At 70.5% G+C, this 26244-nt stretch carries 25 protein-coding genes, 1 tRNA gene and 2 pseudogenes; 8 read left to right on the top strand and 20 right to left on the bottom strand.

Going from position 1 to position 26244, the window contains the following annotated elements:
• Window positions 1-22: 22 nt before the first annotated feature.
• Genes ACZ7L9_RS33100 through ACZ7L9_RS33110 form a run of 3 tightly spaced genes read right to left on the bottom strand, consistent with a single transcriptional unit; the run spans window position 23 to window position 2611 of the window.
• Entirely contained in the window at window positions 23-793 is a 771-nt protein-coding gene (locus ACZ7L9_RS33100; protein ID WP_471421095.1) for an energy-coupling factor ABC transporter ATP-binding protein, read from the bottom strand.
• Window positions 790-1551 carry a cobalt ECF transporter T component CbiQ gene (gene cbiQ / locus ACZ7L9_RS33105; protein WP_471421097.1) on the bottom strand — a complete coding sequence of 254 codons (762 nt, stop codon included), beginning with the start codon at window positions 1549-1551 and terminating at the stop codon, window positions 790-792. The genes ACZ7L9_RS33100 and cbiQ overlap by 4 nt, the downstream gene beginning before the upstream one ends.
• Before the next feature lies 1 nt (window position 1552).
• Window positions 1553-2611 carry an energy-coupling factor ABC transporter permease gene (locus ACZ7L9_RS33110; RefSeq protein WP_471421099.1) on the bottom strand — a complete coding sequence of 353 codons (1059 nt, stop codon included), beginning with the start codon at window positions 2609-2611 and terminating at the stop codon, window positions 1553-1555.
• Between the two features lie 203 nt (window positions 2612-2814).
• On the opposite strand from ACZ7L9_RS33110, the gene ACZ7L9_RS33115 reads away from it, so the two are divergent.
• Window positions 2815-3183, top strand: a complete 369-nt coding sequence (locus ACZ7L9_RS33115; RefSeq protein WP_471421101.1) for an SsgA family sporulation/cell division regulator — start codon at window positions 2815-2817, stop codon at window positions 3181-3183.
• A gap of 201 nt (window positions 3184-3384) precedes the next feature.
• On the opposite strand, the gene ACZ7L9_RS33120 is transcribed toward ACZ7L9_RS33115, so the two are convergent.
• Window positions 3385-5628: an MMPL family transporter gene (locus ACZ7L9_RS33120; protein WP_471421103.1), complete on the bottom strand. Its 2244-nt coding sequence runs from the start codon at window positions 5626-5628 to the stop codon at window positions 3385-3387.
• A 147-nt stretch (window positions 5629-5775) separates the two neighbouring features.
• Complete coding sequence (locus ACZ7L9_RS33125) at window positions 5776-6348, bottom strand: TetR/AcrR family transcriptional regulator (RefSeq protein WP_471421105.1); 573 nt, start codon at window positions 6346-6348, stop codon at window positions 5776-5778.
• Window positions 6349-6518: 170 nt separating this feature from the next.
• On the opposite strand from ACZ7L9_RS33125, the gene ACZ7L9_RS33130 reads away from it, so the two are divergent.
• On the top strand, window positions 6519-9809 hold the full coding sequence (locus ACZ7L9_RS33130; protein WP_471421107.1) for a S41 family peptidase: 3291 nt from the start codon (window positions 6519-6521) through the stop codon (window positions 9807-9809).
• A gap of 61 nt (window positions 9810-9870) precedes the next feature.
• Here ACZ7L9_RS33130 and ACZ7L9_RS33135 read toward each other — a convergent pair whose 3' ends face one another.
• From ACZ7L9_RS33135 to ACZ7L9_RS33150, 4 genes are all read right to left on the bottom strand, one after another.
• Window positions 9871-10449 carry a NifU family protein gene (locus tag ACZ7L9_RS33135; RefSeq protein ID WP_471421109.1) on the bottom strand — a complete coding sequence of 193 codons (579 nt, stop codon included), beginning with the start codon at window positions 10447-10449 and terminating at the stop codon, window positions 9871-9873.
• The gene (gene feoB / locus ACZ7L9_RS33140; protein WP_471421111.1) at window positions 10446-12386 is read right to left on the bottom strand and encodes a ferrous iron transporter B; all 1941 of its coding nucleotides are present in this window, start codon (window positions 12384-12386) and stop codon (window positions 10446-10448) included. Before feoB ends, ACZ7L9_RS33135 begins: the two co-directional genes overlap by 4 nt.
• A complete protein-coding gene (locus ACZ7L9_RS33145; RefSeq protein ID WP_471421113.1) occupies window positions 12383-12691 on the bottom strand; it encodes a FeoA family protein in 309 nt (102 codons plus the stop codon). Before ACZ7L9_RS33145 ends, feoB begins: the two co-directional genes overlap by 4 nt.
• A 239-nt stretch (window positions 12692-12930) precedes the next feature.
• Window positions 12931-13170, bottom strand: coding sequence for a hypothetical protein (locus ACZ7L9_RS33150; protein ID WP_471421184.1), 240 nt, complete (start codon window positions 13168-13170; stop codon window positions 12931-12933).
• Here ACZ7L9_RS33150 and ACZ7L9_RS33155 point away from each other — a divergent pair.
• Both ACZ7L9_RS33155 and ACZ7L9_RS33160 read left to right on the top strand, forming a co-directional pair.
• Window positions 13072-13293: pseudogene (locus ACZ7L9_RS33155) on the top strand (sigma factor); the annotation flags it as partial. The gene ACZ7L9_RS33150 and the pseudogene ACZ7L9_RS33155 overlap by 99 nt on opposite strands.
• A 55-nt stretch (window positions 13294-13348) precedes the next feature.
• Window positions 13349-13423, top strand: a pseudogene (locus ACZ7L9_RS33160) (DUF397 domain-containing protein); the annotation flags it as partial.
• Window positions 13424-13467: 44 nt separating this feature from the next.
• Here ACZ7L9_RS33160 and ACZ7L9_RS33165 read toward each other — a convergent pair.
• Window positions 13468-14256: an alpha/beta fold hydrolase gene (locus ACZ7L9_RS33165; RefSeq protein WP_471421115.1), complete on the bottom strand. Its 789-nt coding sequence runs from the start codon at window positions 14254-14256 to the stop codon at window positions 13468-13470.
• A gap of 57 nt (window positions 14257-14313) precedes the next feature.
• Here ACZ7L9_RS33165 and ACZ7L9_RS33170 point away from each other — a divergent pair, with 57 nt between their 5' ends.
• A complete protein-coding gene (locus ACZ7L9_RS33170; RefSeq protein WP_471421117.1) occupies window positions 14314-14793 on the top strand; it encodes a MarR family winged helix-turn-helix transcriptional regulator in 480 nt (159 codons plus the stop codon).
• 227 nt (window positions 14794-15020) lie between these two features.
• Complete coding sequence (locus tag ACZ7L9_RS33175; protein WP_471421119.1) at window positions 15021-16079, top strand: serine/threonine dehydratase; 1059 nt, start codon at window positions 15021-15023, stop codon at window positions 16077-16079.
• Window positions 16080-16243: 164 nt separating this feature from the next.
• Here ACZ7L9_RS33175 and ACZ7L9_RS33180 read toward each other — a convergent pair whose 3' ends face one another.
• The 4 genes from ACZ7L9_RS33180 to ACZ7L9_RS33195 all read right to left on the bottom strand — a co-directional run bounded on the left by ACZ7L9_RS33180 (window position 16244) and on the right by ACZ7L9_RS33195 (window position 19949).
• Window positions 16244-16486: a hypothetical protein gene (locus tag ACZ7L9_RS33180; protein WP_471421121.1), complete on the bottom strand. Its 243-nt coding sequence runs from the start codon at window positions 16484-16486 to the stop codon at window positions 16244-16246.
• A gap of 84 nt (window positions 16487-16570) precedes the next feature.
• Window positions 16571-17464 carry an SDR family oxidoreductase gene (locus ACZ7L9_RS33185; protein ID WP_471421123.1) on the bottom strand — a complete coding sequence of 298 codons (894 nt, stop codon included), beginning with the start codon at window positions 17462-17464 and terminating at the stop codon, window positions 16571-16573.
• Window positions 17461-18429 carry an alpha/beta fold hydrolase gene (locus ACZ7L9_RS33190; protein WP_471421125.1) on the bottom strand — a complete coding sequence of 323 codons (969 nt, stop codon included), beginning with the start codon at window positions 18427-18429 and terminating at the stop codon, window positions 17461-17463. Before ACZ7L9_RS33190 ends, ACZ7L9_RS33185 begins: the two co-directional genes overlap by 4 nt.
• A complete protein-coding gene (locus ACZ7L9_RS33195) occupies window positions 18426-19949 on the bottom strand; it encodes a flavin-containing monooxygenase (RefSeq protein WP_471421127.1) in 1524 nt (507 codons plus the stop codon). Before ACZ7L9_RS33195 ends, ACZ7L9_RS33190 begins: the two co-directional genes overlap by 4 nt.
• Window positions 19950-20118: 169 nt before the next feature.
• On the opposite strand from ACZ7L9_RS33195, the gene ACZ7L9_RS33200 reads away from it, so the two are divergent.
• The gene (locus tag ACZ7L9_RS33200; RefSeq protein ID WP_471421180.1) at window positions 20119-20793 is read left to right on the top strand and encodes a MerR family transcriptional regulator; all 675 of its coding nucleotides are present in this window, start codon (window positions 20119-20121) and stop codon (window positions 20791-20793) included.
• Between the two features lie 110 nt (window positions 20794-20903).
• On the opposite strand, the gene ACZ7L9_RS33205 is transcribed toward ACZ7L9_RS33200, so the two are convergent.
• Entirely contained in the window at window positions 20904-21719 is an 816-nt protein-coding gene (locus tag ACZ7L9_RS33205; RefSeq protein ID WP_471421129.1) for an exodeoxyribonuclease III, read from the bottom strand.
• Between the two features lie 49 nt (window positions 21720-21768).
• On the opposite strand from ACZ7L9_RS33205, the gene ACZ7L9_RS33210 reads away from it, so the two are divergent.
• Window positions 21769-22248: a GNAT family N-acetyltransferase gene (locus ACZ7L9_RS33210; protein WP_471421131.1), complete on the top strand. Its 480-nt coding sequence runs from the start codon at window positions 21769-21771 to the stop codon at window positions 22246-22248.
• A gap of 60 nt (window positions 22249-22308) precedes the next feature.
• Here ACZ7L9_RS33210 and ACZ7L9_RS33215 read toward each other — a convergent pair whose 3' ends face one another.
• The 5 genes from ACZ7L9_RS33215 to ACZ7L9_RS33235 all read right to left on the bottom strand — a co-directional run bounded on the left by ACZ7L9_RS33215 (window position 22309) and on the right by ACZ7L9_RS33235 (window position 26244).
• Window positions 22309-23094, bottom strand: coding sequence for an SAM-dependent methyltransferase (locus ACZ7L9_RS33215; protein WP_471421132.1), 786 nt, complete (start codon window positions 23092-23094; stop codon window positions 22309-22311).
• A 544-nt stretch (window positions 23095-23638) separates the two neighbouring features.
• Window positions 23639-23712: transfer RNA gene (locus ACZ7L9_RS33220), tRNA-Ala, on the bottom strand.
• A gap of 87 nt (window positions 23713-23799) precedes the next feature.
• Window positions 23800-24918, bottom strand: a complete 1119-nt coding sequence (gene sepX / locus ACZ7L9_RS33225) for a divisome protein SepX/GlpR (RefSeq protein WP_471421134.1) — start codon at window positions 24916-24918, stop codon at window positions 23800-23802.
• Between the two features lie 163 nt (window positions 24919-25081).
• Complete coding sequence (locus ACZ7L9_RS33230) at window positions 25082-25687, bottom strand: GNAT family N-acetyltransferase (protein WP_471421136.1); 606 nt, start codon at window positions 25685-25687, stop codon at window positions 25082-25084.
• A gap of 17 nt (window positions 25688-25704) precedes the next feature.
• Window positions 25705-26244, bottom strand: a complete 540-nt coding sequence (locus ACZ7L9_RS33235; protein WP_471421182.1) for a MogA/MoaB family molybdenum cofactor biosynthesis protein — start codon at window positions 26242-26244, stop codon at window positions 25705-25707.

Consider the following 26244-nt stretch of genomic DNA (forward strand, 5'->3'; position numbering starts at 1 on the left):
CGCAGGTCGGACGTGGGGCGGGTCACCCGATGTTCACGGTCACGGAACGCGGGTCGAAGCCGAAGGGCAGTTCCAGACGGTGGCTGCGCATCAGCTTCTCGTCGCAGAGCAGATCCTGGGTGCGGTCGTCGGCGGCGATGACGCCCTCGCTCAGGACGACCGCGCGCGGGCAGAGCTCCAGGGCGTACGGCAGATCGTGCGTGACCATGAGCACGGTGACGTCCAGGGACCGCAGGATGTCGGCGAGTTCGCGCCGCGAGGCCGGGTCCAGGTTGGAGGACGGCTCGTCCAGGACGAGGATCTCCGGCCGCATGGCGAGGACGGTGGCGACGGCGACGCGGCGGCGCTGGCCGAAGGAGAGGTGGTGCGGCGGCCGGTCCGCGTACTCCGCCATGCCGACCTGCGTCAGCGCTTCGGTGACGCGTTCCTCCAGCGCGGCGCCGCGCAGCCCGGACGCGGCGGGGCCGAACGCGACGTCCTCCCGGACGGTGGGCATGAAGAGCTGGTCGTCGGGGTCCTGGAAGACGATGCCGACGCGGCGGCGGATCTCGGCGAGGTTGCGCTTCTCGACGGGGAGACCAGCGACCCGGACGGTGCCCGCGCCGGCGTCCAGGATGCCGTTGAGGTGGAGGACCAGGGTGGTCTTGCCGGCTCCGTTGGGGCCGAGCAGGGCGACGCGTTCGCCCCGGGCGACCGTCAGGTTCACGCCGAAGAGCGCCTGGTGGCCGTCGGGGTAGGCGTAGGCGAGGCCGCTGACTTCCAGAGACGGCGCGGGGGCGGGGTGCAGGCTCATAGGGTCCATCCCAGCAGACAGATCGTGAGGGCGAGGACGGGGAGGGCAGCGGCGTACGCCCACTGGGTCCGGGAGGCCGTCACCTCGTCGATGACCGGCATGGAACCGGCGTAGCCGCGGCTGACCATCGCGAGGTGGACGCGTTCGCCGCGCTCGTACGACCTGATGAAGAGCGCGCCCGCCGATTTGGCCAGGACGCCCCACTGCCGTATCCCGCGGGCCTCGAATCCGCGGGAGCGGCGGGCGATCGACATCCGGCGCATCTCGTCGGTGATCACATCGCCGTACCGGATCATGAAGGACGCGATCTGGACCAGCAGCGGCGGCAGCTTGAGCCGTTGGAGGCCGAGCAGCAGCGCGCGCAGTTCGGTGGTGGAGGCGAGGAGTACGGAGGCGGCGACGCCGAGGGTGCCCTTGGCCAGGACGTTCCAGGCGCCCCAGAGGCCGGGGACGCTGACGGAGAGGCCGAGGACGTGGGTCTGCTCGCCGGGCACCACGAACGGCATGAGCAGCGCGAACGCGACGAACGGCACCTCGATGAGCAGCCGCTTGAACAGGAAGCCCGCGGGGATGCGGGCCAGTGCGGTGACGGCGCCGATCAGTACCGCGTAGAGCGCGAACGCCCACACCGCCTCGCGCGGCGTCGAGACGACGACCACGACGAAGCAGAAGGCGGCGGCGAGCTTGCAGTGCGGCGGCAGGTCGTGGACGGGCGAGTGCCCGTGCCGGTAGAGCTTGTGCGCATGTCCCGCGCCCATGTCAGACCATTTCCCGGTCGCGCGCGGAGCCGGCGGGCGCGTCCGGGATGCGGCGGCGGCGGATCACGTAGAAGACCCCGCTGCCGACCACGATCGTGGCACCGACACCGATCACCCCGGCGAGGCCGCCGGATATGCGGGCGTCGGAGATGGCCTTGACACCGTAGTCGGCGAGCGGGGAGTCCTTGGCGGCGTGCTCCTCCGTCTTCTTGTCGATGCCCTGGTCGGCGGCGACCTTCTCCAGGCCGTCGGGGCTCGCGGAGGCGTAGAAGGAGACGAAGCCCGCCAGGACGAGGGCGGTGACCAGGCCGGTGGCCCAGAGTCCCCGGGTGGAGCGGGCGGCGACCGGGGCGACGGGCCGACGGGCCGGGGCGTCGACGAGCTCGCCGTCGACCCGGAGCTTGAGCGGAGCGGTGAGTCCGCGGGCGCCGTGGACGAGATCGGGGCGTACGGCGACGACGGCGCCGACGGTCAGCGCGGTGATCACGGCCTCGCCGATTCCGATGAGGACGTGGACCCCGACCATGGCGGTGAAGACCTTGCCGATCGGGATGTCCGTGGTGCCGCCGATCCAGTAGATCAGCGTGAAGACGCAGGCCGCGGCCGGTACGGAGACCAGGGCGGCGACGAAGGACGCGACCGTCACGGAGCGACGGGTCCGCGGGAGGACGCGGGCCAGCCCGCGGAAGAGGGCGTACGCGACGACGGTGGTCGTGATGCCCATGTCGAGCACGTTCACGCCGAGCGCGGTGAGACCGCCGTCGGCGAAGAGGATGCCCTGCATGAGCAGGACGACGGAGATACAGAGCACCCCGGTGTACGGCCCGACCAGGATCGCGGCGAGCGCCCCGCCCAGCAGATGCCCGCTGGTGCCCGCGGCGACCGGGAAGTTCAGCATCTGCACGGCGAAGATGAACGCGGCGACGAGACCGGCGAGCGGCGCGGTGCGCTCATCCAGCTCGCGGCGGGCGCCCCGCAGGCTGACGGCGACGGCGCCCGCGGCGACGACTCCGGCGGCTGCGGAGACGGGGGCGTCGATGAATCCGTCGGGTACATGCATGGGGGCTCCGCTTCCTGCGATCCTGCGTTACCGCGGACGGTGTCGTGAACCGCTCAATGATAGAGCCTTGTTGCGAACGCTTCGCAAGAGCGGGTATGTCACAGCTGGCCACCCCAGGCACCCCGGCGGGAAATCTCACCGCCCTCTCGACGGGAAATATGGGACATTAGATGACGAACATGAACAGACTGGAGGAGTCGGCCATGCCCCCCGTGATTCATGAACAGGCCGAGGCCTGGCTCGTCAATGACACCCCCGACCTCCCAGCAGTACCGGTCGACCTGCTGTACGACGCCGACGTCGACCCGCGCACCGTCCACGTCGCCTTCCCCGGCGGCATCGACTGGGCCCTCAGCCGCGACCTGCTGGAGCGCGGACTGCGCTCCCCCGCCGAACGCGGCGGCATCCGGGTGTGGCCATGTGGCCGGACCCAGCTGGTCGTGGAGCTCCACTCGAAGGACGGTGTGGAGGTGGTGCAGCTCGACAACGCACCGCTGATCCGTTTCCTGCAACGTATCTACGGCGAGAACGTCGACGACGACGAGGGCGTCGGCACCCACGCGCCGGCATGATCCACGCCTGACGCCGATGATGACCCTCGCCTGACGCTCACGCACGACGGAAGCCCCCGCGCCGCTCGCACGGGGGCTTCCGTCATGGCCCCGGTCCCCCGTCCCCACAGGTGACCGGGGCGTCCGGGGCCGCGCTCCCCGCTCAGACGCGGACCCCGGAGGCTCTGCGGGGCAGGGCCGGTCGGCCCCGCCCCGTACGGTTCAGACGCGGGTCAGCTCACGCTCGCCCTCGGCGTCACCGCCGCGTCCCTGGTCCCCGGCGCCGCCCTCGGGCATCTCGCCGAGCTGCTTGCGCAGCCCCTCGCCCTCCACGTCCACGTTCGGCAGGAGCCGGTCCAGTCGGCGCGGCAGCCACCAGGCACGCTTGCCGAGCAGGGCGAGGACCGCGGGCACGATCGCCATCCGGACCACGAACGCGTCGAAGAAGACGGCGATGGCGAGCGAGAAGCCGATCATCTTGACCATCTGCTCGCTGGAGCCGATGAAGCCGGCGAAGACCGCCATCATGATCACGGCCGCGGCCGTGACGACCCGGGCGCCGTGCCTGAAGCCGGTGACGATCGCCTGGCCGGGCTTCTCGCCGTGGACGTACGCCTCCCGCATCCGGGTCACGAGGAAGACCTCGTAGTCCATGGCCAGACCGAAGACCACGCCCACCATGAAGATCGGCATCATGGACATGATCGGGCCGGTCTGTTCCACGCCGAAGAGCGAGCCGAGCCAGCCCCACTGGAAGACCGCGACGACCGCGCCCAGGGCCGCGACGACCGAGAGCAGGAAGCCGAGGGCCGCCTTCAGCGGCACCAGCACCGACCGGAAGACCAGCATCAGCAGCAGGAAGGCCAGGCCGACGACGAGCGCCAGGTACGGCAGCAGCGCGTCGTTCATCTTCTGCGAGAAGTCGATGTTCATCGCCGTGGAGCCGGTGACCAGAACGTCGGCGCCGGTGCCGGACTTGATGTCCTTGCCCGTGTCACGGATCGCGTGGACCACGTTCTCGGTCTCGGTGGAGCTCGGCCGGTCCTTCGGGACGACGGTGATCATCGCGGTGTCGCCGGCCTTGTTGAACTGGGCCGGGGAGACGGCGACGACGCCCGGGATGCCGGAGATCTCGTCGGAGACCTGCTTGGCCGCGGCCTTGCCGTCGGAGCTGTTCGCGGTGTCGACGACGACCATCAGCGGCCCGTTGAAGCCGGGGCCGAAGCCGTCGGAGAGCAGGTCGTAGGCGCGCCGCTGGGTGGTGCTGGTGGGCTGGGAGCCGTCGTCCGGCAGGCCCATCTCCAGGGAGGCGGCCGGTACGGCGACGGCACCGAGGCCGATGACACCGGCCAGCAGCACCCAGACCGGCTTACGCAGCACGAACCGCGCCCAGCGGGTGCCCATGTTCGGCTTCGGCTCGGGCCGGCTCTCCGCCCCGGCGGCCTTGCGCGCCTTGCGTCCCATGACCCGCTTGCCCGCGAAGCCCATCAGCGCCGGGACCAGGGTGAGCGCGATGAGGACGGCGATGGCGACCGTGCCGGCCGCGGCGAAGCCCATCTTCGACAGCATCGGGATGTTGACGACGGCCAGGCCGACCAGCGCGATGACGACGGTGAGGCCGGCGAAGACGACCGCGGAACCGGCCGTGCCGACGGCCCGTCCGGCCGCTTCCTCGCCCTCCCGGCCCTCGGCCAGCTCGGCGCGGTAGCGGGAGACGACGAACAGCGCGTAGTCGATGCCGACCGCGAGGCCGATCATCATCGCGAGAATGGAGGTGGTGGAGCCCAGGTCGAGCACGTTGGCCAGCGCCGTGATCGTCGAGACACCGATGCCGACCCCGACCAGGGCGGTGAGCAACGGCAGCCCGGCGGCGATCAGCGAGCCGAAGGTGATGACCAGCACCACCGCGGCGACCGCGACACCGATGATCTCGGTGACCCCGGTCTCCGGTATCGCCTGGAGCGCGTCACCGCCGATCTCCACGGTCATCCCGCTCTTCTGCGCCGCGTGGCCCGCGTCCTTCAGGGCGTTCCGCGTCGCGTCGGTCAGCTCCATCGAGTTGACCTTGTAGGACACGGAGACGTACGCCGTGGAACCGTCCTTGCTGACGGCGCCCGCGGTGTACGGGTCGGTGACGGAGGCGATCTGGTCCGAGCCGGACTTCAGCTCGTCGGCGAGCTTGTGCACCTCGGCCTTGTTCGCCGGGTCCGTCATCTTCTGCTCGTCGGGGGCCTTGAAGACGACCCGTGCGGTCGCGCCGTCGGCGCTGGCGCCGGGGAAGCGCTGTTCCAGCAGGTCGAAGGCCTTCTGGGCCTCCGTACCCGGGATCGAGAAGGAACTGGAGGTGGCGGTGGACGCGGAAGCCGCGCCGAATCCGGCGAGTGCCAGCAGTGCCACCCAGATCAGGGCGACATAGCGGCGGCGCCGGAAGGCGAGCCGTCCGAGCTTGTAGAGGAATGTGGCCACGGGGGCGTACTCCCGGTCAGGTCGTGTGAGTGGAAAAGGGCGTGAGAAACCAGCCCGACGACGAGAGCGGCGTGTCAGGTGGAGCTTGGGGAGGGGGCCGTACCAAGGGGGACGGGTCGCGCTGAACGGACCTGCTGCGCGAAGGTGTCAGACTCCGAGAGCGGGGAGTATCACGGAGTCGACGTAATCGGTGAGAAACGCCTGGTCGACGACGCGGTCCTCGACCAGCTGCCGGGCGGTGAAAGCACCGATCAGCATGTGCGGTACGTATTTCAGCGCCGGGTTGTCCGGACGCAGCTCGCCCCGGTCCACTGCTCGGCGCAGCAGCGTGTCGAGGCCGGTCATCTCCGGCTCGATCAGCAGGTCGCGCAGGGCCTGGAGCAGATCGGGATTGTCGTGGACGGCATGGGTCAGGCCCCGCATCAGTGCGGAGTTCTTCTCCATCTGGCAGTCGTCGCTACGGCTCAGTGCGGCGTGGAAGTCGCCGCGCAGCGATCCGGTGTCGGTCTCTGCGAGGGACACCGGCTTGTTGTGCCGCAGGGCCGTGACGACCAGCTCGGGCTTGCTCCCCCACTGGCGGTAGAGGGTGGCCTTGCTGGAACGGGTGCGGGTGGCGACGGCATCCATGGTCAGGGCGTCGTAGCCGACTTCGCGAAGCAGGTCGAGCACGGCGGCGTACAGCTCGCTCTCACGCTCGGGCGTGAGCCGGGTGCGCGCCATGGGTCGACCTCCTGTTCGCCATGCTGTTCGCGACTCTCGCACAGCAGTCAATCGAACGAAACTGTTTCGTACACTTCGACGCTACCCCGCCGCCCAGCGAAACGAAAACGTTTCGCTTGTGTTCCGCACCACAAGTTGCCGGGGCCCCCGCGCGCGGAAAGCATTGAAGAGTGAGTGACGACGTCGCGTATCTCCGGTTCCCGCACCTCCACGACGATCTGCTCTGCTTCGCTGCCGAGGACGACCTCTGGGTCTCTCCCCTCGCGCCGCAGGGGCAGCGGCCGGGCCGCGCGTGGCGGGTGACCGTCGACCGGACCAGAGTCAGCCACCCGCGGTTCTCCCCCGACGGGAGCCGTATCGCCTACACGACCTGGCGCAGCCTCGACCCCGAGATCCATCTCGCACCGGTCGAGGGGGGCCCGGCGAGGCGGCTCACCTACTGGGGGTCGACGGACGCCCGGGTCTGCGGTTGGACCCCCGATCCGGGGGACGCCGCCCAGATCCTCGCCGTGTCCTCGCACCGCCAGCCGTTCGCGCACGATTCCTGGGCCTACAGCGTCCCCACGGACGGCAGCCCCGGCGGCAAGCTGCCCTGGGGGCCCGTCTCGGACATCGCCGTCGCCGACATCGACGGCGAGCGACGCACCCTGCTGCTGACCGGCAAACCGCCGCACGAGCCGGCCTCCTGGAAGCGGTACCGGGGCGGTGCGACGGGGCGGCTGTGGCTGCACGGCGAGCGGCTGCTCCCGGACATCGGCGGGCATCTCGACTCGCCCATGTTCGTCGGTGGCCGGATCGCGTTCCTCTCCGACCACGAGGGAGTCGGCAATCTGTACTCCTGCCTGCCCGACGGAACCGACCTGCGCCGCCACACGGACCACGACGCCTTCTACGCCCGGCACGCCTCCAGCGACGGGCGCCGGGTCGTCTACCAGTGCGCGGGCGATGTGTGGCTGGTGGACGATCTGGGGTCGCCGGACGCGGTGCCGCGGAAGCTGGAGGTGCGGCTCGGCGGACCGCGCGCCGGACGGCGTACGTACCAGGTACCGGCCGCCAGCAATGTCGACTCGCTGTCCGTGGACGAGACGGGCCGGGCCAGTGCCGTCTCCGTACGCGGCAGCCTGTACTGGCTCACCCACCGCGACGGACCGGCCCGGACGATCGCCGACACCCCGGGGGTCCGGGTCCGGCTGCCCGAGATGCTCGGCAGCGGCGGCCAGGTCGTCTACGTCACGGACGCGGACGGCGAGGACGCGATCGAGATCGCCTACCTGCCGCGCGCCAGCGGCGACCGCGCGCCGCGCCGACTGGCCTCCGGACAGATCGGCAGGGTCCACGAGCTGATCTCCGACCCGGACGGCGAACGGCTGGCGATCGCCACGAACGACGGGCGGCTGCTGCTCCTGGACATGGACGAGGAGTCCACCGGCGAACCCACCGAGCTGATCCGGTCCGTCAACGGCCCGGTCCGCGACATGGCGTTCTCACCGGACGGCGCCTGGCTGACCTGGTCGCACCCCGGGATCGGCCGTTCACTTCGACAGATCAAACTGGCGCGCATCCTGGGGTCCGGCGCTCCGGTGATCGTCGATGTCACCAACGGCCGCTTCGAGGACGAGAATCCCGTCTTCACCGGCGACGGGCGCTACCTCGCCTTCCTCTCCTGGCGTGGCTTCGACCCGGTGTACGACGTCCACACCGGGGACCTCTCCTTCCCGCTGGGCTGCCGCCCGTACCTGGTGCCGCTCTCCTCGGCCACGCCCTCCCCGTTCGCCCTGACCCCGGAGGGGCGTCCGGCGGCGGGCGGTCTCGACCCGGCCGACGACGTCGTCGTCGACGCCGGTACGGGCGAGGGGCCGTCCACGGTCACGGTCGAGTTCGAGGGGCTGGAGAACCGGGTGACGCCGTTCCCGGTCTCCGCCTCGAAGTACTCGGCCCTTCATCCGGTGAGCGGTGGCGGGCTGGTCTGGCTGCGCTGGCCGATCTCCGGCGCGCTCGGCGAGACGTTCGCCAACCCGGCGGACATGTCGGGTCGCCCGACGCTCGAACACTTCAACATCTCCAAGGCCAGGAAGACCGAACTCGTCGGCCATCTGGACTGGTTCGCGGTCAGCGGCGACGCGACACGGCTGGTCGTCATGGACGAGGGCGAACTGCGCGCCGTCCCCGCCACCGAGACCGGCGACAGCGACTCCACGGTCTACATCGACCTGCGCCGCATCCTGCACGAGGTCGACCCGGCGGCGGAGTGGCGGCAGGCGTACGGGGAGGCCGGCCGCATCATCCGCTCGTACTTCTGGGAGCCGGATATGTGCGGCATCGACTGGGACGGCGTGCTCGACCAGTACCGCCCGCTGGTCGAACGGGTCGCCTCCCCCGACGAGTTCGCCGATCTGATGCGCGAGGTCCTGGGCGAACTGGGCACCTCGCACGCGTACGTCGCACCGGCCCGCCGCAACGAGGGCCCGCCGCACTACCAGCGGGCGATCGGGCTGCTCGGCGCGAACCTGTTGTGCCGGGACGGCGACTGGACGATCCGGCGCATCCTGCCCGGTGACTCCTCCGACTCCAAGGCCCGTTCCCCGCTGGCCGGTACGGGCATCCGGGAGGGATCGGTCCTCACCCATGTCGACGGCCGCCCCGTCGACCCGGTGGCGGGCCCGTACCCCCTCCTCTCCGCGGCGGGCGGCACCACGGTCGAACTCACCTTCCGCCCGCCCGGCGACGAAGGTCCTTCCCGCCGCGTCGCGATCATCCCCCTGGTCGACGAACGCCCCCTGCGCTACCAGGACTGGGTGGCCAAACGCCGTGAAGTCGTAAGGGAGTTGAGCGGCGGCAAGTGCGGGTATCTGCACATCCCCGACATGGGCGGCTCCGGCTGGGCACAGTTCAACCGGGACCTGCGCATGGAGGTGTCCCGCCCGGCACTGATCATCGACGTACGCGGCAACGCGGGCGGCCACATCAGCGAGTTGGTGGTCGAGAAGCTCACCCGCACGATCCTCGGCTGGGACCTGACCCGCAACGCCCAGCCGGTCAGTTACGCCTCCAACGCGCCCCGGGGCCCGGTGGTCGCCCTGGCCGACGAGGCGACGTCCTCCGACGGCGACATGATCACCGCCGTGTTCCGGCTGCTGAAACTGGGCCCGGTGGTGGGTCAGCGGACGTGGGGCGGTGTGGTCGGCATGACCGGCCGGCACCGGCTGGGCGACGGCACGGTGATCACGGTGCCGATGAACGCGGCCTGGTTCGACACGTACGGCTGGTCGGTCGAGAACTACGGCGTCGAACCGGACCTGGAGGCCCTGCGCACCCCGCTCGACTGGGCCGAGGGCCGGTACGCGGTGCTCGACGACGGAGTGCGGGTGGCCCTGGATCTGCTGGCCGCGCACCCGGCGGCGACCCCGCCGACGTACGAGTCGGTCCCGGACCGGCGGCGGCCGCCACTGCCCCCGCGTTGACGCCCTGTCCCCCTGTCCCCCTGTCACGCTGGGACGCTGGGACGCTGTCACGCTGGGACGGTCACGCGCCGCGGCGGCGCAGGTTGAGCCACGTGGGCCTCGACGTCTTGCCGGGCTCCTCCGTGGCCCGCAGCTCGACCAGGTCGGGGAACCGGGCACGCAGCTCCGACTCGAGGCGCGAGTGGAGCGTGAACCCGGCGGCCGGGCAGTGCGTGCAGGTGCCCGCCATCCGCACCTCCACGTGCCGGTCGTGGGCGGATACGACCGTCACTTCGCCGCCGTGGGAGCGGATGTAGTCGCCAACGGGCCCGTCCAGGACGTCTTGCAGTGCGGCGCGCAGCACGTCGTCCTCGGTTACCACGCAGGCCGGCCTCCACCGCTGAGGGTGCCGCAGTGCGGCGCTGAGCGCGTCGCGTACCCGTGCTCCGGCGCCGGACCAGCTCCGGCCGTCGGCGAGCCGGATCACCACGGCCTGTGTCTCCACCTCGATGGAGGCGACGTCTTCGGAGTGGAGCATTTCCCCGAGCTCGTCCGGTGCTTCGGCGATCTCTCCGACGACCGGCAGCGTGCCGGCGGGGATGACCCAGCGGACGGCCTGCGGGTCGGCCGTGGCCTCGGGGTGCATGGGGACGACGCTCATGTCAGCTGCGCCACGACCGTGCGCGTCAGGAAGGCCATGGTCCAGGCCAGCACGAACATGTAGCCGAAGGCGACCGCGGGCCATCTCCACGAGCCGGTCTCACGGCGCATGACCCCGATGGTCGACATGCACTGCAGCGCGTAGAGGAAGAAGACCAGCAAGGCTGCCGTCGTGGCCGGAGTGAAGAGTTTCTCTCCCTGGTGCGGCCCGTCGGTGTAAGTCATCTGCGTCAGGGCCTCGGCCGGCTGGTCGGGGTTCTGGGCGGCGGCGACCTGGCCGAGGGTGGCGACGAACACCTCGCGGGCGGACAGCGATCCCAGCACGCCGATGTTGATCCGCCAGTCGAAGCCGAGGGGTTCGAAGACGGGTTCGATGGCGTGACCGATGTCGGCGGCGTAGCTGTGGTCGACCTCATAGGCCGAGACCGCGGTCCGGTCGGCCGGGTCGACTCCGGCGGAGCGCAGTTGCGCATCGCTGTGCATGGGCAGGCTGAGCAGCAGCCACAGCCCGATGCTGACCATCAGGATGATCCGGCCGACCTTGTGCAGGAAGCCCTTGCACGCGCTCCAGACGGCTTCGGCCACCGACCGCGGCCGCGGCAACCGGTAGGACGGCATCTCCATGTAGAACGGCAGCACCGGCCCACCCCGGCTGCTGAACCGTTTGAAGACCCAGGCCGTCGCCATGGCGGAGAGCGCACCGACGAGGTACAGGGCGAACATGACGAGGCCCTGGGCACCGAAGGGGCCGACCCTGCTATCGGGACTCACCAGCAGGCCGGTCAGCAGCACATAGACCGTCAGGCGCGCCGAGCAGGTCATCAGCGGCGCGCCCATCATGGTCGCGAAGCGGTCCCTGGCCGACGGGAGGGAACGGGTGGCCATGATGCCCGGGATGGCGCAGGCGAGGGAGGAGAGCAGGGCGACGAACGCCCGGCCCTCCAACCCGGCCTTGGCCATGAGCCGGTCCATCAGGAATGCCGCGCGGGAGAGGTAGCCGCTGCCCTCCAGCAACGAAATCATGAGGAACAGCAGGGCGATCTGCGGCAGGAAGACCAGTACGCTGCCCACGCCGCCGATCAGGGCGTTGCCGAGGAAGCCGGAGAGCAACGGGTTCGAGACGTACTCGGTGACCAGCGTGCCGAACCAGTCGAAGAGGCTCTGCACCGCATCCTGCAGCGGTGTCGCGACGGTGAAGATGACCTGGAAGAACGCGAACATGGTCGCGAAGAAGATGAGCGTGCCCCACAGCGGGTGCAGCAGCACGGCATCGATGCGCCGCGTGCGGTGATCGACCTCGGGCACCTCGTAGCCCGCGCTCTGCAGCAGCGACTCCACCCAGGCCCGTCGCTGCGAGGGATCGGTGGGCGGCGGTACGACCGGCCGCTCCCATGCGGCCCAGTCGGGCAACATGGACTGCAACTGCGCCAGGTCGTTGCGTGACCCGCTCGTCACCCCGACGACGGGCACACCCAGAGCACGTCGGAGGGCCGAGACGTCAAGGGTGCCGCCGCGACGGGCCAGCTCGTCACGGAAGGTGAGCACCACACAGATCGGCAGGCCGGTCTGCATGACCTGGGCCAACAGCCCGAGGGAACGACGCAGCGTCGTCGCGTCAATCGTGACGAGAATCCCGCCGGGCGTGCCGATGTCCGGATTGTCCGGGTCGAGGGCATCGGCGACGACCTGCTCGTCCGGGCTGATCGGGTCGAGACTGTAGGTGCCGGGCAGATCCTCGATGACCACCTCGTGCTCGCCGACACGCGCCACCCCCTCATAGCGCGCGACGGTCACTCCGGGGTAGTTGCCGGTCTTGGTTCGCAGGCCGGTGAGGGCATTGAAGAGCGTGCTCTTGCCCGAGTTCGGGCTGCCGACCAGAGCCAGGCGAGTCTTGCCGGTGACCGTCCCGGCCGCCACCGGACCGCAGTGCGCGCTCACGCAATGCGCCGTACATGGATGCCTGCGGTCTGCGCTTTGCGCAGTGCCACCTCGTACTCCGCGACCCGGAGAACAACAGGGTCGCCGAGCGGCGCCTTCCGCAGCACGGTGACCTCCGCGCCGGGGGCGAACCCCAAGTCGAACAGTCGTCGCGCGGTGCTCGGCTCGACCGACTCGTCGATGTCGATCACCCGGCCACTCATCCCGGGGCGCAGGTCGGCCAGTCGCGCATCCGGCGCGGACTCCACCGGCACGGACGGGTCGCCTTTCCGGCGCGCACCCAACTGCACTGAGACCATCGACATCCTCAACCCCTGCGACCACCGGAGCGCCCGAGCGCCTGAACACCTTAGGGAAGGCTAACCTTTTATCCCGATAACAACAATATAGACCCCGCTCTCCCTGCCCCCACCCACATCGACCTGCCGCGCCCGCGCGAGTGATCTGCCTCACGTGCTGTCACGGCGACCCGACACGCGGTGCCTTGATGCCGAAACCCGGCAACGAAGGAGACACCCGCGGCCGGAGCACGGCCAGGCGCCGGTCACCGAGGGCGGAAGACCGGATGCTGAAGGCCGAACGTCGCGAAGAGAGACGCGACTTGAACAACGACGACCACGCCACAGGCCCGGCGACCGAGGCTTTCGTCGCCCACCGCAACCTGCTCTTCACGGTCGCCTACGAAATGCTCGGATCGGCGGCCGACGCGGAGGACGCCCTTCAGGAAACCTGGCTGCGGTGGGTCGAGGTCGCCCCGGGCCAGGTGCGCGACCAGCGCGCCCACCTGGTCCGGGTCACCACCCGGCAGTCGCTCAACCGGCTGCGCACGCTGTCGCGCCGCAAGGAGGCGTACGTCGGCCCCTGGCTCCCCGAACCGGTGCTCACCGCGCCGGACGTGCCGGACGACGACACCGCTCGGTGGCGCGCCCCTCGGCCCGTGGGGCCGAGGCCGCGACTCCAAGCGCCCCGAAGGACCGGCCCTCATCATCACGGCGTCCGCCTGGGCACCGTTCATCGAGGCCGTCAAAGCGCCCTGAACACCGCGCCGTTCCGTGCGCAGGGGCTCCGAGCATGTGACCGGTCAGCGGCGAGGCCGGACCGTGCGGAGGAAGTCTTCGAGCGTCGCGTTGAAGACGTCCGGGCGTTCCACGTTCGGGTAGTGGGCGGTCCCGTCGATCGAGACCGCGCGGCCGTCGACAACGGTGCGGGCGAGGCGTTCGGCCATACCGATGTGGTCGGGTGAGTCGACGGCGCCGTTGATGGCCAGCACGGGGACATCGATCCCGGCGACACGTTCCCAGGTGTCGTGAACAGGGACGAGCCAGTTGGGCTCGTCGGGGGTGTGCTTGGAGAGCGTGCCCCGCTTCATCCCGCGCAGGCGGCCGACGGCCTCGGGGGCGAGATCGTCGAGGGTGCGGTGCGGGCCCGCCGCGAAGAGCGTGAACGCTTCGACCGCGGCGTCGAGATCACCGGCGGCCATCGCCGCCTGCCACGCGGCCCAGGTCTTGGTGGTCCAGGGATCGGTGAAGTACGGCTCACTGGTCCCGGCGCCGACGACGACCACGGCGCTGACCAGTTCCGGGTACTCCAGCGCGGTGTCGACCGCGACACTGGCGCCCATGGAGACGCCTGCCAGGACCGCCGGACCGGTGTCCAGGCGGCGCAGCAGTGCGGCGAGATCGTCGGTGTGCCGGAACGGTGCGGTGGCGTTGGCGGACCGTCCGTGGCCGCGGGCGTCCGGCGCGATGACGCGGTACCGCGGGGCGAAGAAGGGGATCTGGTCGTCCCACATCGTGTGATCCAGGAAGCCGCCGTGCAGCAGGACGAGGGGCCAGCCGGTGCCGGTGTCGAGCCAGAACAGATCATTCATGACAACCAAGGTGTCATTGTCGCGACAGAATGACAACCTGGGTGTCATCATGGTGGGGTGAGTGAGACAGACCAGGGCCACGCGTCCGAAGAGCAGATCAACCGGCTGACCGAGGTGTTCGACCTGGTGGGGCCGCTGTACCGGCGTACCCAGCGCAAGGTCGAGCAGGACGTGTCCGTCCAGGGGTTGTCGGTGGGGGTACGGGCTGTGCTGAGCCTGCTCCGCGAGCACGGCCCCATGACCGTCCCGGAGATGGGGCGGGCTCAGGCCTTGAGCCGCCAGTTCGTGCAGCGCATGGTCAACGACGCGACCGTCCTTGGTCTCGTCGAGTCCGCCCCCAATCCGGCCCACAAGCGGTCTTCCCTCAACCGGCTGACCGAACAGGGCCTGGAAGCCATCACGGCCGTGATCGACCATGAGCGCGCGATTCTGAGCCGGGCGGGCGGCGACCTCACCGACACCGAGGTCGACGCCTGCCTCCGGGTCCTCTCCCGCCTCCTCGATCTCATGGGCGACGACGACGCCGACCTCGACTGAGCCGGGCCGCCCAGGGCCAACAGGGCCCGCTCCCAGGCGACTTGCGACTACTGCGCCGGCGCGCGAAGCAGACCCCGTCCTTCTTCGCCGCCGGATCGGTAGGTTTCCCACCACGCGATGGGGCACAACGCGGGCGGGCGACGATCGCCTTCGCGTTCTTCCTCACCCGCACCGCCACCGGCCGGCGCAGCACCCGGCCGTGATCCTCTCTCGGCAGGAGCAACGACGTGCACCAGCTCACCTACGACGACATCAAGGCCGCCACCGACCGGATCGCCGGGCACGTCCGCCCGGTCACCGTCGCCCCCGCCGACCCGGGAACCATCCGCGCGGCGCACGGAGCAGCCCTCGACGGCCGGCCCGAGGAGCCCTGTGAGGTCTGGTTCGCCCTGGAGTTCATGCAGCACACCGGCTCCTTCAAGGCGCGCGGCGCGCAGAACTTCATCCAGGCCCACCGCGAGACGGGCACCCTGCCGGACTCGGGGGTGACCATCGCCTCCGGCGGCAACGCCGGGCTGGCCTGCGCGTGGGCGGCCCGGCAACAGGGCGTGCGCGCCACGGTGTTCCTGCCGGCCGTCGCCCCGGCGGTGAAGGTGGCCAAGCTCCGCGAACTCGGGGCGGACGTGCGGGTGGTCGGCGCGGAGTACGCCGAAGCCCTCGAAGCGTGCGAAGAGTTCGCCGCCGCATCCGGCGCGCTCGCCGCGCACGCCTACGACCACCCGCTGATCGCAGCCGGGGCCGGAACCCTGCTGGAGGAGATCAATGCCCGGATCCCCGGCCTGGACACCGTGGTGGTCTCGGTCGGCGGCGGCGGTCTGTTCGCCGGTGTCGCCACGGCCGCCCGGCACCACAAGATCCGCACGGTCGCCGTCGAGCCGGAGAACTGCCGGGCGCTGAACGCCGCCATCGAGGCCGGTCGCCCGGTCGACGTCCCCGTCGACTCGATCGCCATCGACGCCCTCGGCGCCCGCCGCGCCACCGCCTTGGCTCTGCACGCCGCCCGCCAGGACGATGTCCGCTCCGTCCTGGTGCCGGACGGCGAAATCGCCCGCGCCCGTCAGGCGTTGTGGGACGACCGCCGCCTCGCCGTCGAGCACGCTGCCGCCACCGCGCTGGCCGCGCTCACCGCTTCGGATCTCCACGTGCCCGACCGGGGCCGGGACCTGCCGACCCGGTCGACACCGCCGAGCCTCGGCTACCGGCCGCGCGGCGGCGAGCGAGTCGCCGTGGTGCTGTGCGGGGCGAACACCGACCCGAGCGACCTGGTGCACCCGGCCGAGAACTGACATCCGGTCGTACATCTCCCGTGCTCCCGGCCGGGGTTGACACACGGCGATCTCCGGAACGAGGCGTGGATCTTCGAACTGCCCCTGTCCGCGCCACAGGTGAAGGGCGCACCCGGCCCTCCGGGCACGCCCTTCAGCAGACAACGCGCGAAGTCGCGAACGCGTCAGTGGTCGAACCGCTCGCGGGCGTCGTCCGCAGTGCCCCGGGCCCTGTCACGGCCCTGCTGCGACGACGTCTTCGAGGCCCGCTGGGACGCGCCCTGCGCCCGCTCCCGGCCCTGGCCCTGGCCCCGGCCCTGACCCTGACCGCGGGCCTCGCGGCCCTCGCCGCGGCCCTCGTTCGTCTTCTTCTTCGCCTGGTCGGCGAGCTCCTGCGCCTTGTCCTTGAACTGGTCTGCGATACCCATGCTGTTCACTCCTAGTGGGTGCGTGGGGACGGCCCGTAAGGGCCTCGACCAGAGTTACACGCCCCGACATACCTCGCATTTCGATCACTTACGCTGCGTACGCACCGCCCGCGCGTCCCGGTCCGCCGCCCCTCCCGCACCCACGAGCCCCTTGCTCACACCCTCCAGCCGCGGCCCGAACCGTCGCATCTCCCGCTGCCCGACCACCCCGATCACCGCCGGGAGGTAGCCCCGTACGGACTGCATCCCGCGCAACCACCACTGCGCGTACACATGCGCGGAGCGCCGTTCGACACCGGCCACGATCCGGTCGACGGCCGGGCCCAGCGGATACGTACGATTCGCCGGCCAGGGCAGCCGCTGCCGCAGTTCCCGCATGACGTCGTCCTCGTCGGCGCCCCGCACCATGTCCGTGTCGGTCCAGGACAGATAGCCGACCCCGACCTTCACCCCGCGGTAGCCGACCTCGGCCCGCAGGCTGTGCGCGAACGCCTCCACACCCGACTTGGAGGCGCAGTAGGCGGTCATCATCGGCGCCGGCGTGATCGCCGCGAGCGAGGCGATCTGCAGGAAGTAACCGCGGCTCTCCATGAGTACGGGCAGGAACGCCCGCCCGGTCACCGCGCCGCCGATCAGATTGACCTCGATGACCCGCCGCCACGCATCCGGGTCCGAATCGACGAACGGGCCACCCGACGCGACGCCGGCATTGGCTACGACGACGTCGACCTTCCCGAACCGCTGCTTGACCTCCTGGGCGACGCGGGCCATCGCCTCGTGGTCGGTGACGTCCGCGAACCAGTGGTCGCTCTCCGAATGCAGTCGCTCGGAGACCTTCTTCAGCTCGTCCGGCTCCAGGCCGACCAGCGCGAGCTTGGCGCCGCGCGCCGAGAGCTTGCGTGCCAGCAGTTCACCCACGCCACGCGCCGCGCCCGTGACGACGACGACCTGTCCTTCGAGACTCCGCCGGTCGCTCATGCGACATCCTCCTTCTCGGCCGTACCGTCCACGTCGTCCGTACCGTCCGTACCATCCACGCCGGTCGGGAGGACGTACGCGGTGACGAGTTCCCGGATCTTCGCGGTGACCGCCTCGGGCGCCTCCACCGGTGTCATGTGCCCCATACCCGCCAGTTCGGTGAGGCCCAGGCAGTCGGGCAGCGCCGCCGCGATGGCGCGGGCGTGCACGGGCGGCGTCAGCCGGTCCTCCGTACCCGCGATCACCGCCGTGGGCACCCGCAACTCCCGTACCTCCGCCTCGAGATCGAGGTCTGCGAGGGTGTGCCCCCAGGCGACCCTGGCCGCCCGCGGGCACGCATGCACGATCCTGGCGCAGATCCCGACCCGTTCAGTGGCCGAACCCGCTCCCATCGTGCCGTACTTCAGTATCCGCCTGGACACCGGTGTGACCGGCCCGAGCGGGATCCGCGCCCCGAGAATCGCGCGGGTCATCCGGGTCCGGACGGCCCCGGCCCGCAACGGCACCACCAGCGACTCGGCGATCAGCCGCGAACTGCCGGTGCTGCACAGCAGTACGGCCGCCGCGTGCGCACGCAGCCCGGCCCGCTGCGCGGCGGCCATCATCGTCATGCCGCCCATGGAGTGCCCGGCGAGCACGGCCTTCTCGCCCGGTGCGAGGGTGGCGGCCAGCACCGCTTCGAGGTCGTCGGCGAGGGCGTCCGTGCTGTACCCCTCGCGGCCCGGCGCGGGCGAACGGCCGTGGCCCCGCTGGTCGTAGGCGACGACCCGGTGGTCCACCGCCAGGTCCCGGATCTGCGCGGCCCAGAAGTGGGTGCTGCAGGTCCAGCCGTGCGACAGGACCACCGCGGGGGCGCCGTCCCGCCCGTGCACCTCGACATGGATCCGGGCGCCGTCGGCGGAGAGCGCGGTCAGTTCGCGCGCGGGGACCGGCGGGGCGTCGTCCCGCCGCAGCAGCCGGCTCATCCCACGACCTCCTTGGCGACGGGCCGCCCGGCGGCAGCGGGCCGCTTCGGTATCCGCACGATCTCGTACTCCGCGAGGTCGACCGACCACGTCACCCTGCGGAATTCGGCGGTGGTGCCCGGCCACACCGTGGTGTTGCGGCCGTTGGCGTCCAGGTACCAGCTGGTGCAGCCGCCGGTGTTCCACACGGTGCGTTTCATCCGGTCCTGGACGCGACGGTTCCAGGCGCCGACCGCCGAGGGCCGCGCGTCGAGTGCGACTCGGCCGCCCAGCACGTTCAACTGGCGCAGGTAGTCGGCCATGTAGTTCAGCTGGGACTCGATCATCAGGATCATCGAGGAGTTCCCGAGCCCCGTGTTGGGGCCGATGATCGTCATCCAGTTGGGGAAGCCGGACGCGCTCGCACCGCGCAGCGCCTGCATGCCGCCCTTCCAGGACTCGGCGAGCGTGCTGCCTTTCGTGCCCACCACCCGGTCGGCGATCGGCATGTCGGTCACGTGGAAGCCGGTGCCGAAGATGATCGCGTCGACCTCGGTCTCCGTACCGTCGGAGGCGACGACCGTGGAGCCGCGCACCTCGGCCAGACCGGAGGCGACCACGTCCACGTTGGGCTGGGCGAGCGCCGGGTAGTAGGCACTGGAGAGCAGGATGCGCTTGCAGCCGATGCGGTACGAGGGCGTCAGCTTGGCCCGCAGCGTGGGGTCCTTGATGGACCGGGCCATGTTGGACCTGGCTATCTTCTCGACGAGGCCCAGCTCGTTCGGATGCTTGGTGAAGGCGCTGACCTGCAACTCCCGTATGCCCCACAGCAGTCCGCGGCGTGCGACGCCGGTGACGGGAAGTGTGCGGTGCAGCCAGCGCTCGGCGCCGCTGATCCTGCGGTCCATGCGGGGCATGACCCAGGGCGGGGTGCGCTGGAAGAGCGTCAGCCTGGCGGCCTTCGGCTGGATCGAGGGCACGATCTGGATGGCGGAGGCGCCGGTGCCGATCATCGCGACGCGCTTGCCGGTCAGGTCGTAGTCGTGGTCCCAGCGGGCCGAGTGGAAGACCTTGCCGGGGAAGCCGTCGAGCCCGGGGATGTCCGGCGTCTTCGGGTCGGAGAGCGGGCCGGTCGCGGATACGACGACATTGGCCGTGAACGTGGACCCGTTACCGGTCTCAATGATCCAGTGCAGCTCGTCGCGGTCCCAACTCATCATCATGACTTCATGGTTGAGCCTGATGTGCGGGCGCAGCCCGAAGGTGTCCGCGACGTGCTCCAGATAGGCGCGGATGTGTTCCTGCCCGGAGAAGGTGCGCGGCCACTCGGGGTTGGGCGCGAACGAGAACGAGTAGAGGTGGGACGGTACGTCGCAGGCGCAGCCCGGATAGCTGTTGTCGCGCCAGGTGCCACCGACGGAGTCGGCCCGTTCCAGGACGACGAAGTCCGTGATGCCTTCGCGGCGCAGCCGGACCGCGGCCCCGAGGCCCCCGAATCCGGATCCGATCACCGCCACTCGTACGTGCTCGTGCTGGGCCATGCTGCCGCCTCCCGCGGTACGTCACACGACTCCGCCAGCAATCACTGGCATTGTTGGGAGAGTAGAACAGCTCCCGTACCGATGGGTAGGGGTCCGACAAGGGAAAGTTACCGGCGGTACAACATAGGGTGCGGGTGTGACCGAGGGACGCGAGCACCGCGAATACCGGATGGAGGAGCTGGCCAAGGAGGCCGGCATCCCCGTGCGGACCGTGCGCTTCTACCGGGAGCGCGGCCTGATCTCGCCGCCCCGCCGCGAGGGGCGCATCGCCTGGTACGACGATCACCACCTGGCCCGACTGCGTACCATCGCGGGCCTGTTGGAGCGCGGCCACACCCTGACCGGCATCGCCGATCTCGCCCGCACCTTCGAGAGCGGCCGCGATGTCGCCGAGGTGCTGGGTCTGGGCGAGCCGAGCGAGGAGACACCGGTCCGCCTCACCCCCGAACAGCTCGCGGACCACTTCGAGGGCGAGGTCACCCCGGAAAACCTGGCCGCGGCCCTCGACCTGGGCTATCTGGCCGTCGACGGCGACGAGATCGTCCACATCAGCCGTCGCCTGCTGGAGGTCTCGGCGGAGCTGGTACGGCAAGGCGTGCCGCTCGCCACGGTCCTCTCGGCCGGCCGCCGGGTCCGCGAATACGCGGACGCGCTCGCCGAACTCTTCGTCGGTGTCCTCGAAGCCCACAGCGACGAGGATGCCCGCGGCGACGCGTCCGAACCGCCCCAACTCCGCCCACTGGCCCGCGCGGTGGTGGACGCCGAGCTCTCCATGGCCCTGGACCGGCGCCTGCGCCTGCGCCGCGAGGACAACGCACGCCCGCCGCGCAGGCCGACCCCCTGACACGGCGGGTCCGGAACCCTGCACGCCCGACGGCCAACAGGTCGGAAGAACCACAGGGCAAAGAACAACGGACCAATGAACAACGGACCGATGAACAACGGACCGAAGACCTACAGGTCGAAGACCACCGTCACCGGTGCGTGGTCGCTCCACCGCTCGCCGTGCGTCGCGGCCCGCTCGACCCAGCCCTTCACCGCACGGGCGGCCAGCCCGGGCGTCGCGACCTGGTAGTCGATCCGCCAGCCCGTGTCATTGTCGAAGGCCCGCCCGCGGTAGGACCACCAGGTGTACGGCCCCTCCTCCTCCGGGTGCAGCGCCCGCACGACATCGACGTACGCGGCCTCGTCGAAGACCCGGGTCAGCCACTCCCGCTCCTCGGGGAGGAAGCCGGAGTTCTTCTTGTTGCCCTTCCAGTTCTTCAGGTCGACCTCCTGGTGCGCGATGTTCCAGTCGCCGCAGACCACGACCTCGCGACCGTCGGCCGCGGCCCGCTTCTTGAGGCCCTCCAGATACGGGAGGAACGCGGCCATGAACCGCTCCTTCTCCTCCTGCTTCTCCGTGCCGACCTCACCGGAGGGCAGATACAGGCTGGCCACCGTGACGCCGGGCAGGTCGACCTCGACATAGCGACCGCTCGCGTCGAACTCCTCGCTCCCGGCGTCCCCGAAGCCACCGAACCCCGTCTGCACGCGCTCGGGCGCACGCCGCGTGTAGAGGGAGACGCCGGCCCGCCCCTTGGCGGCGGCCGGTGCGTGCACGGTGTGCCAGCCCTCGGGGTCACGCACCTCGTCGGGCAGTTGCTGCGGCTCGGCCCGCACTTCCTGCAGGCAGATCACATCGGCTTCGGTCCGGGCAAGCCACTCGACGAAGCCCTTTTTGGCGGCGGCGCGGAGCCCATTTACATTGACAGACGTCACAGTGAGCATCCCGGCACGATACCGACACCGAGACCCGCATACCTGTACGATATTCCGCATGAATATCCAGCCGCGGCCCTTCGACCACCCCGACGCCGTCAAACTCAACGACCTGGTGCAGCTCGAATACGCCGCGCGCTACGAAGACGAGGGCGATGTCACACCGCTCGACGCCTCGATGTTCGAGCCGCCGAACGGTCTGTATCTCCTCGCCTACGATGCGCAGGGCCGCCCCGTCGCCACCGGCGGCTGGCGCTCCCAGGAGCGGAACGACGAGGGCTACTCCGACGGCGATGCCGAGCTCAAGCGGATGTTCGTGATACCCGAGGGCCGTGGCAACGGGCTGGCGCGCCGCATCCTGGCCGCCCTGGAGGCCGACGCCCGGGCGGCAGGCCGTAGCCGGATGGTGCTGGAGACCGGGGACAAGCAGCCCGAGGCCATCGCGCTGTACACGTCCAGCGGTTACACCCCGTGCGAGAAGTTCGGCCACTACCGCACATACGAGAGCAGCCTCTGCTTCGCGAAGCCGCTGCGATAGCAGCCGCGCCGCTCCCCGGGCCTCAGGCCTCGGACCTCAGACCCCGGCCTCGACCACCGGTCAGCGCACCCGCGCGACGCACACGTAGAAGCCGCTGCGCTCCTGCGCCGGCGCAGGCTCCTCCTGGTACCACTCCGCGGCGTACACCAGCCCGGGCTCGACGAGATCCAGGCCGTCGAAGAAGGGTTCGACCTCGCTCCGGGTACGCATCCGCAGCGGGATGGCGCCCTTCTTGTACGCGGTCTCGGTCTCCTGCCGCAGCTCGGGATGCTGGTCGGCCGTGCCGTGCGAGAGGACCAGGAAGCTGCCCGCGGGCAGGGCGTCGACCAGGGTGCGGGTGATGCCGTACGGGTCCTGGTCGTCGGGCAGGAAGTGCATGAGCGCGATCAGGGACAGCGCGACGGGCCTGCTGAAGTCCAGCAGCTCACGGGCTCGTTCGAGGATCGACTGCGGCTCCCGCACATCCGCGTGGAGGTAGTCGGTGGCGCCTTCCGGACTGCTGATCAGCAGCGCTTCCGCGTGACGCAGGACGATCGGGTCGTTGTCCGCGTAGACGATACGGGCGGTCGGCGTGATGGCCTGGACAACCTGGTGCAGATTGGGCTCCGTGGGGATACCGGTGCCGATGTCGAGGAACTGGTCGATCCCGCCGCGCGCCAGCCAGGCCGAGGCCCGGTGCATGAAAGCCCGGTTACGCGCCGCGTTGCCCCGCGCCTCCGCGGGCAGCGTCTGCCCCACCCGCTGGTCCACCGGATAGTTGTCCTTGCCGCCCAGGAGCCAGTCGTAGACGCGCGCGGGGTGGGGCTTGCTGGTGTCGATCTGGGGCTGGGGCATACCGGCCGTCACAGGACGCTCCTCCGTACGGGGAATTCATGAGCAGGCGAGCACCGTCAGCGTAGGCGACGTGCGGCTCGAACGTGATCTCCATGCACTGACATATCGTCAACCTGGTTCGGATACCGAGGAATTCGCCACCAGCACCGTGCGGCAGCCGAGCTCCCGGGGATCGGCCACAACTTGACGATCCGTCCGCCGCCGACCTCCTCCAGGGCCGCGGCCTCCGCGTCCGGGCGTGCGTCTTTCTCGTGGTCGAGGGCGGCCTTGAAGACCCTCGAGGAGTCCACCTGGCCCGCCGGGTCGCACCCGGTCCGGCGCACGAGCAGCGCGCGGGCCGTGGCACCGGCACCGAGGACCCAGGTGACCGTCCAGGTGTCGTCCAGCGGGTGCCCGGGCTGTACCGTCAACGGCTCCGCGACCGGCGCGCCCGCCGGTTTGGGGGTACACACATCGACCTCGGCCACGTCCAGCAACCGCAGGACTCTCAGTCCAACTCTCCGAAACGCAAGGATCCCGTCCGATCTTTCGATCGGACGGGATCCTTTATGTGCGGTGGACCTGTGGGGATTTGAACCCCAGACCCCCTCGATGCGAACGAGGTGCGCTACCAGACTGCGCCACAGGCCCTTGCAACGAGTGAAACTCTAGCACCCTCACCGGGGTGCTTGGAAATCCGTTCCGTCACTGGTCAGACGGGGCGGCATCGGACGGGGCTCACTCGTTGGCGGCACGGGGCCGGTCCCCGTCCTCGTACTGGTCGAAGAGCGGGGTCCGGCCGCGGTCGCGGGTGCGGCGGGACTGGTTGGTGCGCTGGCGCGGCGCCGGGTCGACGGGAGGTGCCGCGGCGTGCGAGGTGCCCGTCTGGGTGGGTTCGGCGGTGCTGGAGCGGGCCGCGCTCCAGGTCTCCGGGTTGCCGACCTCGACGCCGCCCGTGGCGCGCGGGGCGACCGGGGCGGTGACGTACGTCGGCAGCGGGACCGGGACCGGCTCCCAGCTGTCGCCCTGGACCCGGCCGCGTTCGCGCTGCTGGTCGACCCATTCCGCGTGGTCCGTCTGCTCGACCAGGGCGCGGCGGCCGGCCTCCTGCGGGGAGACCGCGGGTACGGGCCCGGGTTCGGAGTGGCGTGCTTCGGGCTCCTCGTCGGCCTCTGCGGGGACCGACGCGGCCGGCTGGTGCCTGCGGGGACGGTTCTCGCGCAGATGCTGCGCCGCCACCTCGGCCCGCCGCCGGTCCATGGTGAAGGCGAACCGGCGTCGCTCCTGGGCGCGCAGATGCACGATGTACGTGCTCAGCAGCACCGCCGGAACCGCGGGCGCCCACAGGAAGCCGAGGCCGCCGACCGCCGCTACGACCGCGCCAAGGGTGAACGCGAGGAAGAGGACTACGGTGGTACGCCGACGGCGCGCGAGGACCTGCAGGCGCTGGGCGCGCCGGACGCGCTCGGCGTCCGCCCCGCCGGGGCGCGGGCGCGCGCGCCGTGCAGATGCGGGGCGTTCCCGGTCCGCGCGCTCGGGCGGGTGCGCCGGGTCGTGCAACCTGGCTTCGGTATGCGCCGGAGGCGCGGCGAAGGCCCGGACGTCCACGGAATCCATACGGTCCGTGTCGACGTCCGGGTCCACGTCGGGCCCCGCCTCCTCGGCGGTGCGCTCCCGCAGCTCCCTGGCGTACCGGCGCTCCATTGCCGCCCGTCCGGACAGCAGCCGGATGGCGGTGCTGAAGCGTTCCGTCGGACGGGCTTCGTTGAGCTCGTCCTGCCTGCGGAGCCACATCGGCACCAAGTAGGCGGCCCAGGCCCCGACGATGACTGCGTAGATGAGGCCGCTGCTGCTCACGTCTCACACCGTAGAGGGGTTTGCACGGAGGCATCCGCCAATTGGCCCGGTGTGTCGCACGATCCGGCTGATTTCAAGGACTTTTTTTGTGATTGTTCAGATCGGCGGTGCATGTTTGCGCGTTCATTTGTGCTCATACGCCGATCGATATCGAACACTTATTTCATTTCCGTGGTGTTCCGGGTCGTGCCTGGTGCCAGCGCCGGAGCAGTCCCTCGGGTACTTCCTCCGCGGTGAGCGCGTAGATCAGATGATCCCGCCAGGCACCGTCGATGTGGAGATAGCGCGGACGCAGGCCTTCCTCACGGAATCCCAGTTTCTCGACGACCCTTCTGCTGGGCCGGTTCTCCGGCCGGATGCACACCTCGATGCGGTGCAGTCCGACCCTTTGGAAGCAGTGGTCGACCGCGAGGGCGACGGCGGTCGGCATCACGCCCCGGCCCGCCACGTCCTGGTCCACCCAGTAGCCGATATGGCCCGAGCACATCGAGCCCCAGGTGATGCCGGCGACCGTCAACTGGCCGACCAGACGGCCCTCGTACTCGATGGCGAAGGGCAGCATCCGGCCCGCGTTGGCCTCGGAGCGCAGATGACGGACCATCTGACGGTAGGTGGGGCGCTGGGCCACCGGGCCACCCGGGGCGGGCGGCGGCACGGTCGCCTCCCAGGGACGCAGCCAGTCACGGTTTCGCCGGTTGACCTCGCGCCACATGCGCTGGTCGCGCAGTTTCACCGGGCGGAGGGTGACCTCTCCGTCCGTGAGGACCACCGGCCAGGTCGGGACGTTCAGCTCGGGCTCCCGGGTCGGGGGTGATCGCCGCCGCGAAGCTGGTCGACGGCGTGCACCAGAAGACGTGCGAGGACGGCCAGGCCGTCGCGCACCCCGCCGGTGGAGCCCGGCAGGTTCACGATGAGTGTGTGGCCTGCGACGCCCGCGAGGCCGCGGGAGAGCGCGGCGGTGGGTACCTTGTCGCGGCCCTCGGCGCGGATCGCCTCGGGGATGCCGGGGATCTCGTGATCGAGGACGCGACGGGTCGCCTCGGGGGTGCGGTCGGTGGGCGAGATGCCCGTACCTCCGGTGGTGACGATGACGTCGTACCCGGCGGCAGCCCCGGCGCGCAGCGCCTGTTCGACCGGGTCGCCGTCGGGCACGACCTGCGGCCCGTCGACGGCGAAGCCGAGCCGCGTGAGCGCCTCGGAGATCAGGGGGCCGCCCTTGTCCGCGTAGACCCCGGCGGAGGCGCGGTTCGACGCGGTCACCACAAGGGCGCGGTAGGCAGACGACGCGGCACCGCCGGGGACACCCGCCGCTCCACCACGGGCCAC

The organism is Streptomyces sp. NPDC111516, from assembly GCF_055635345.1.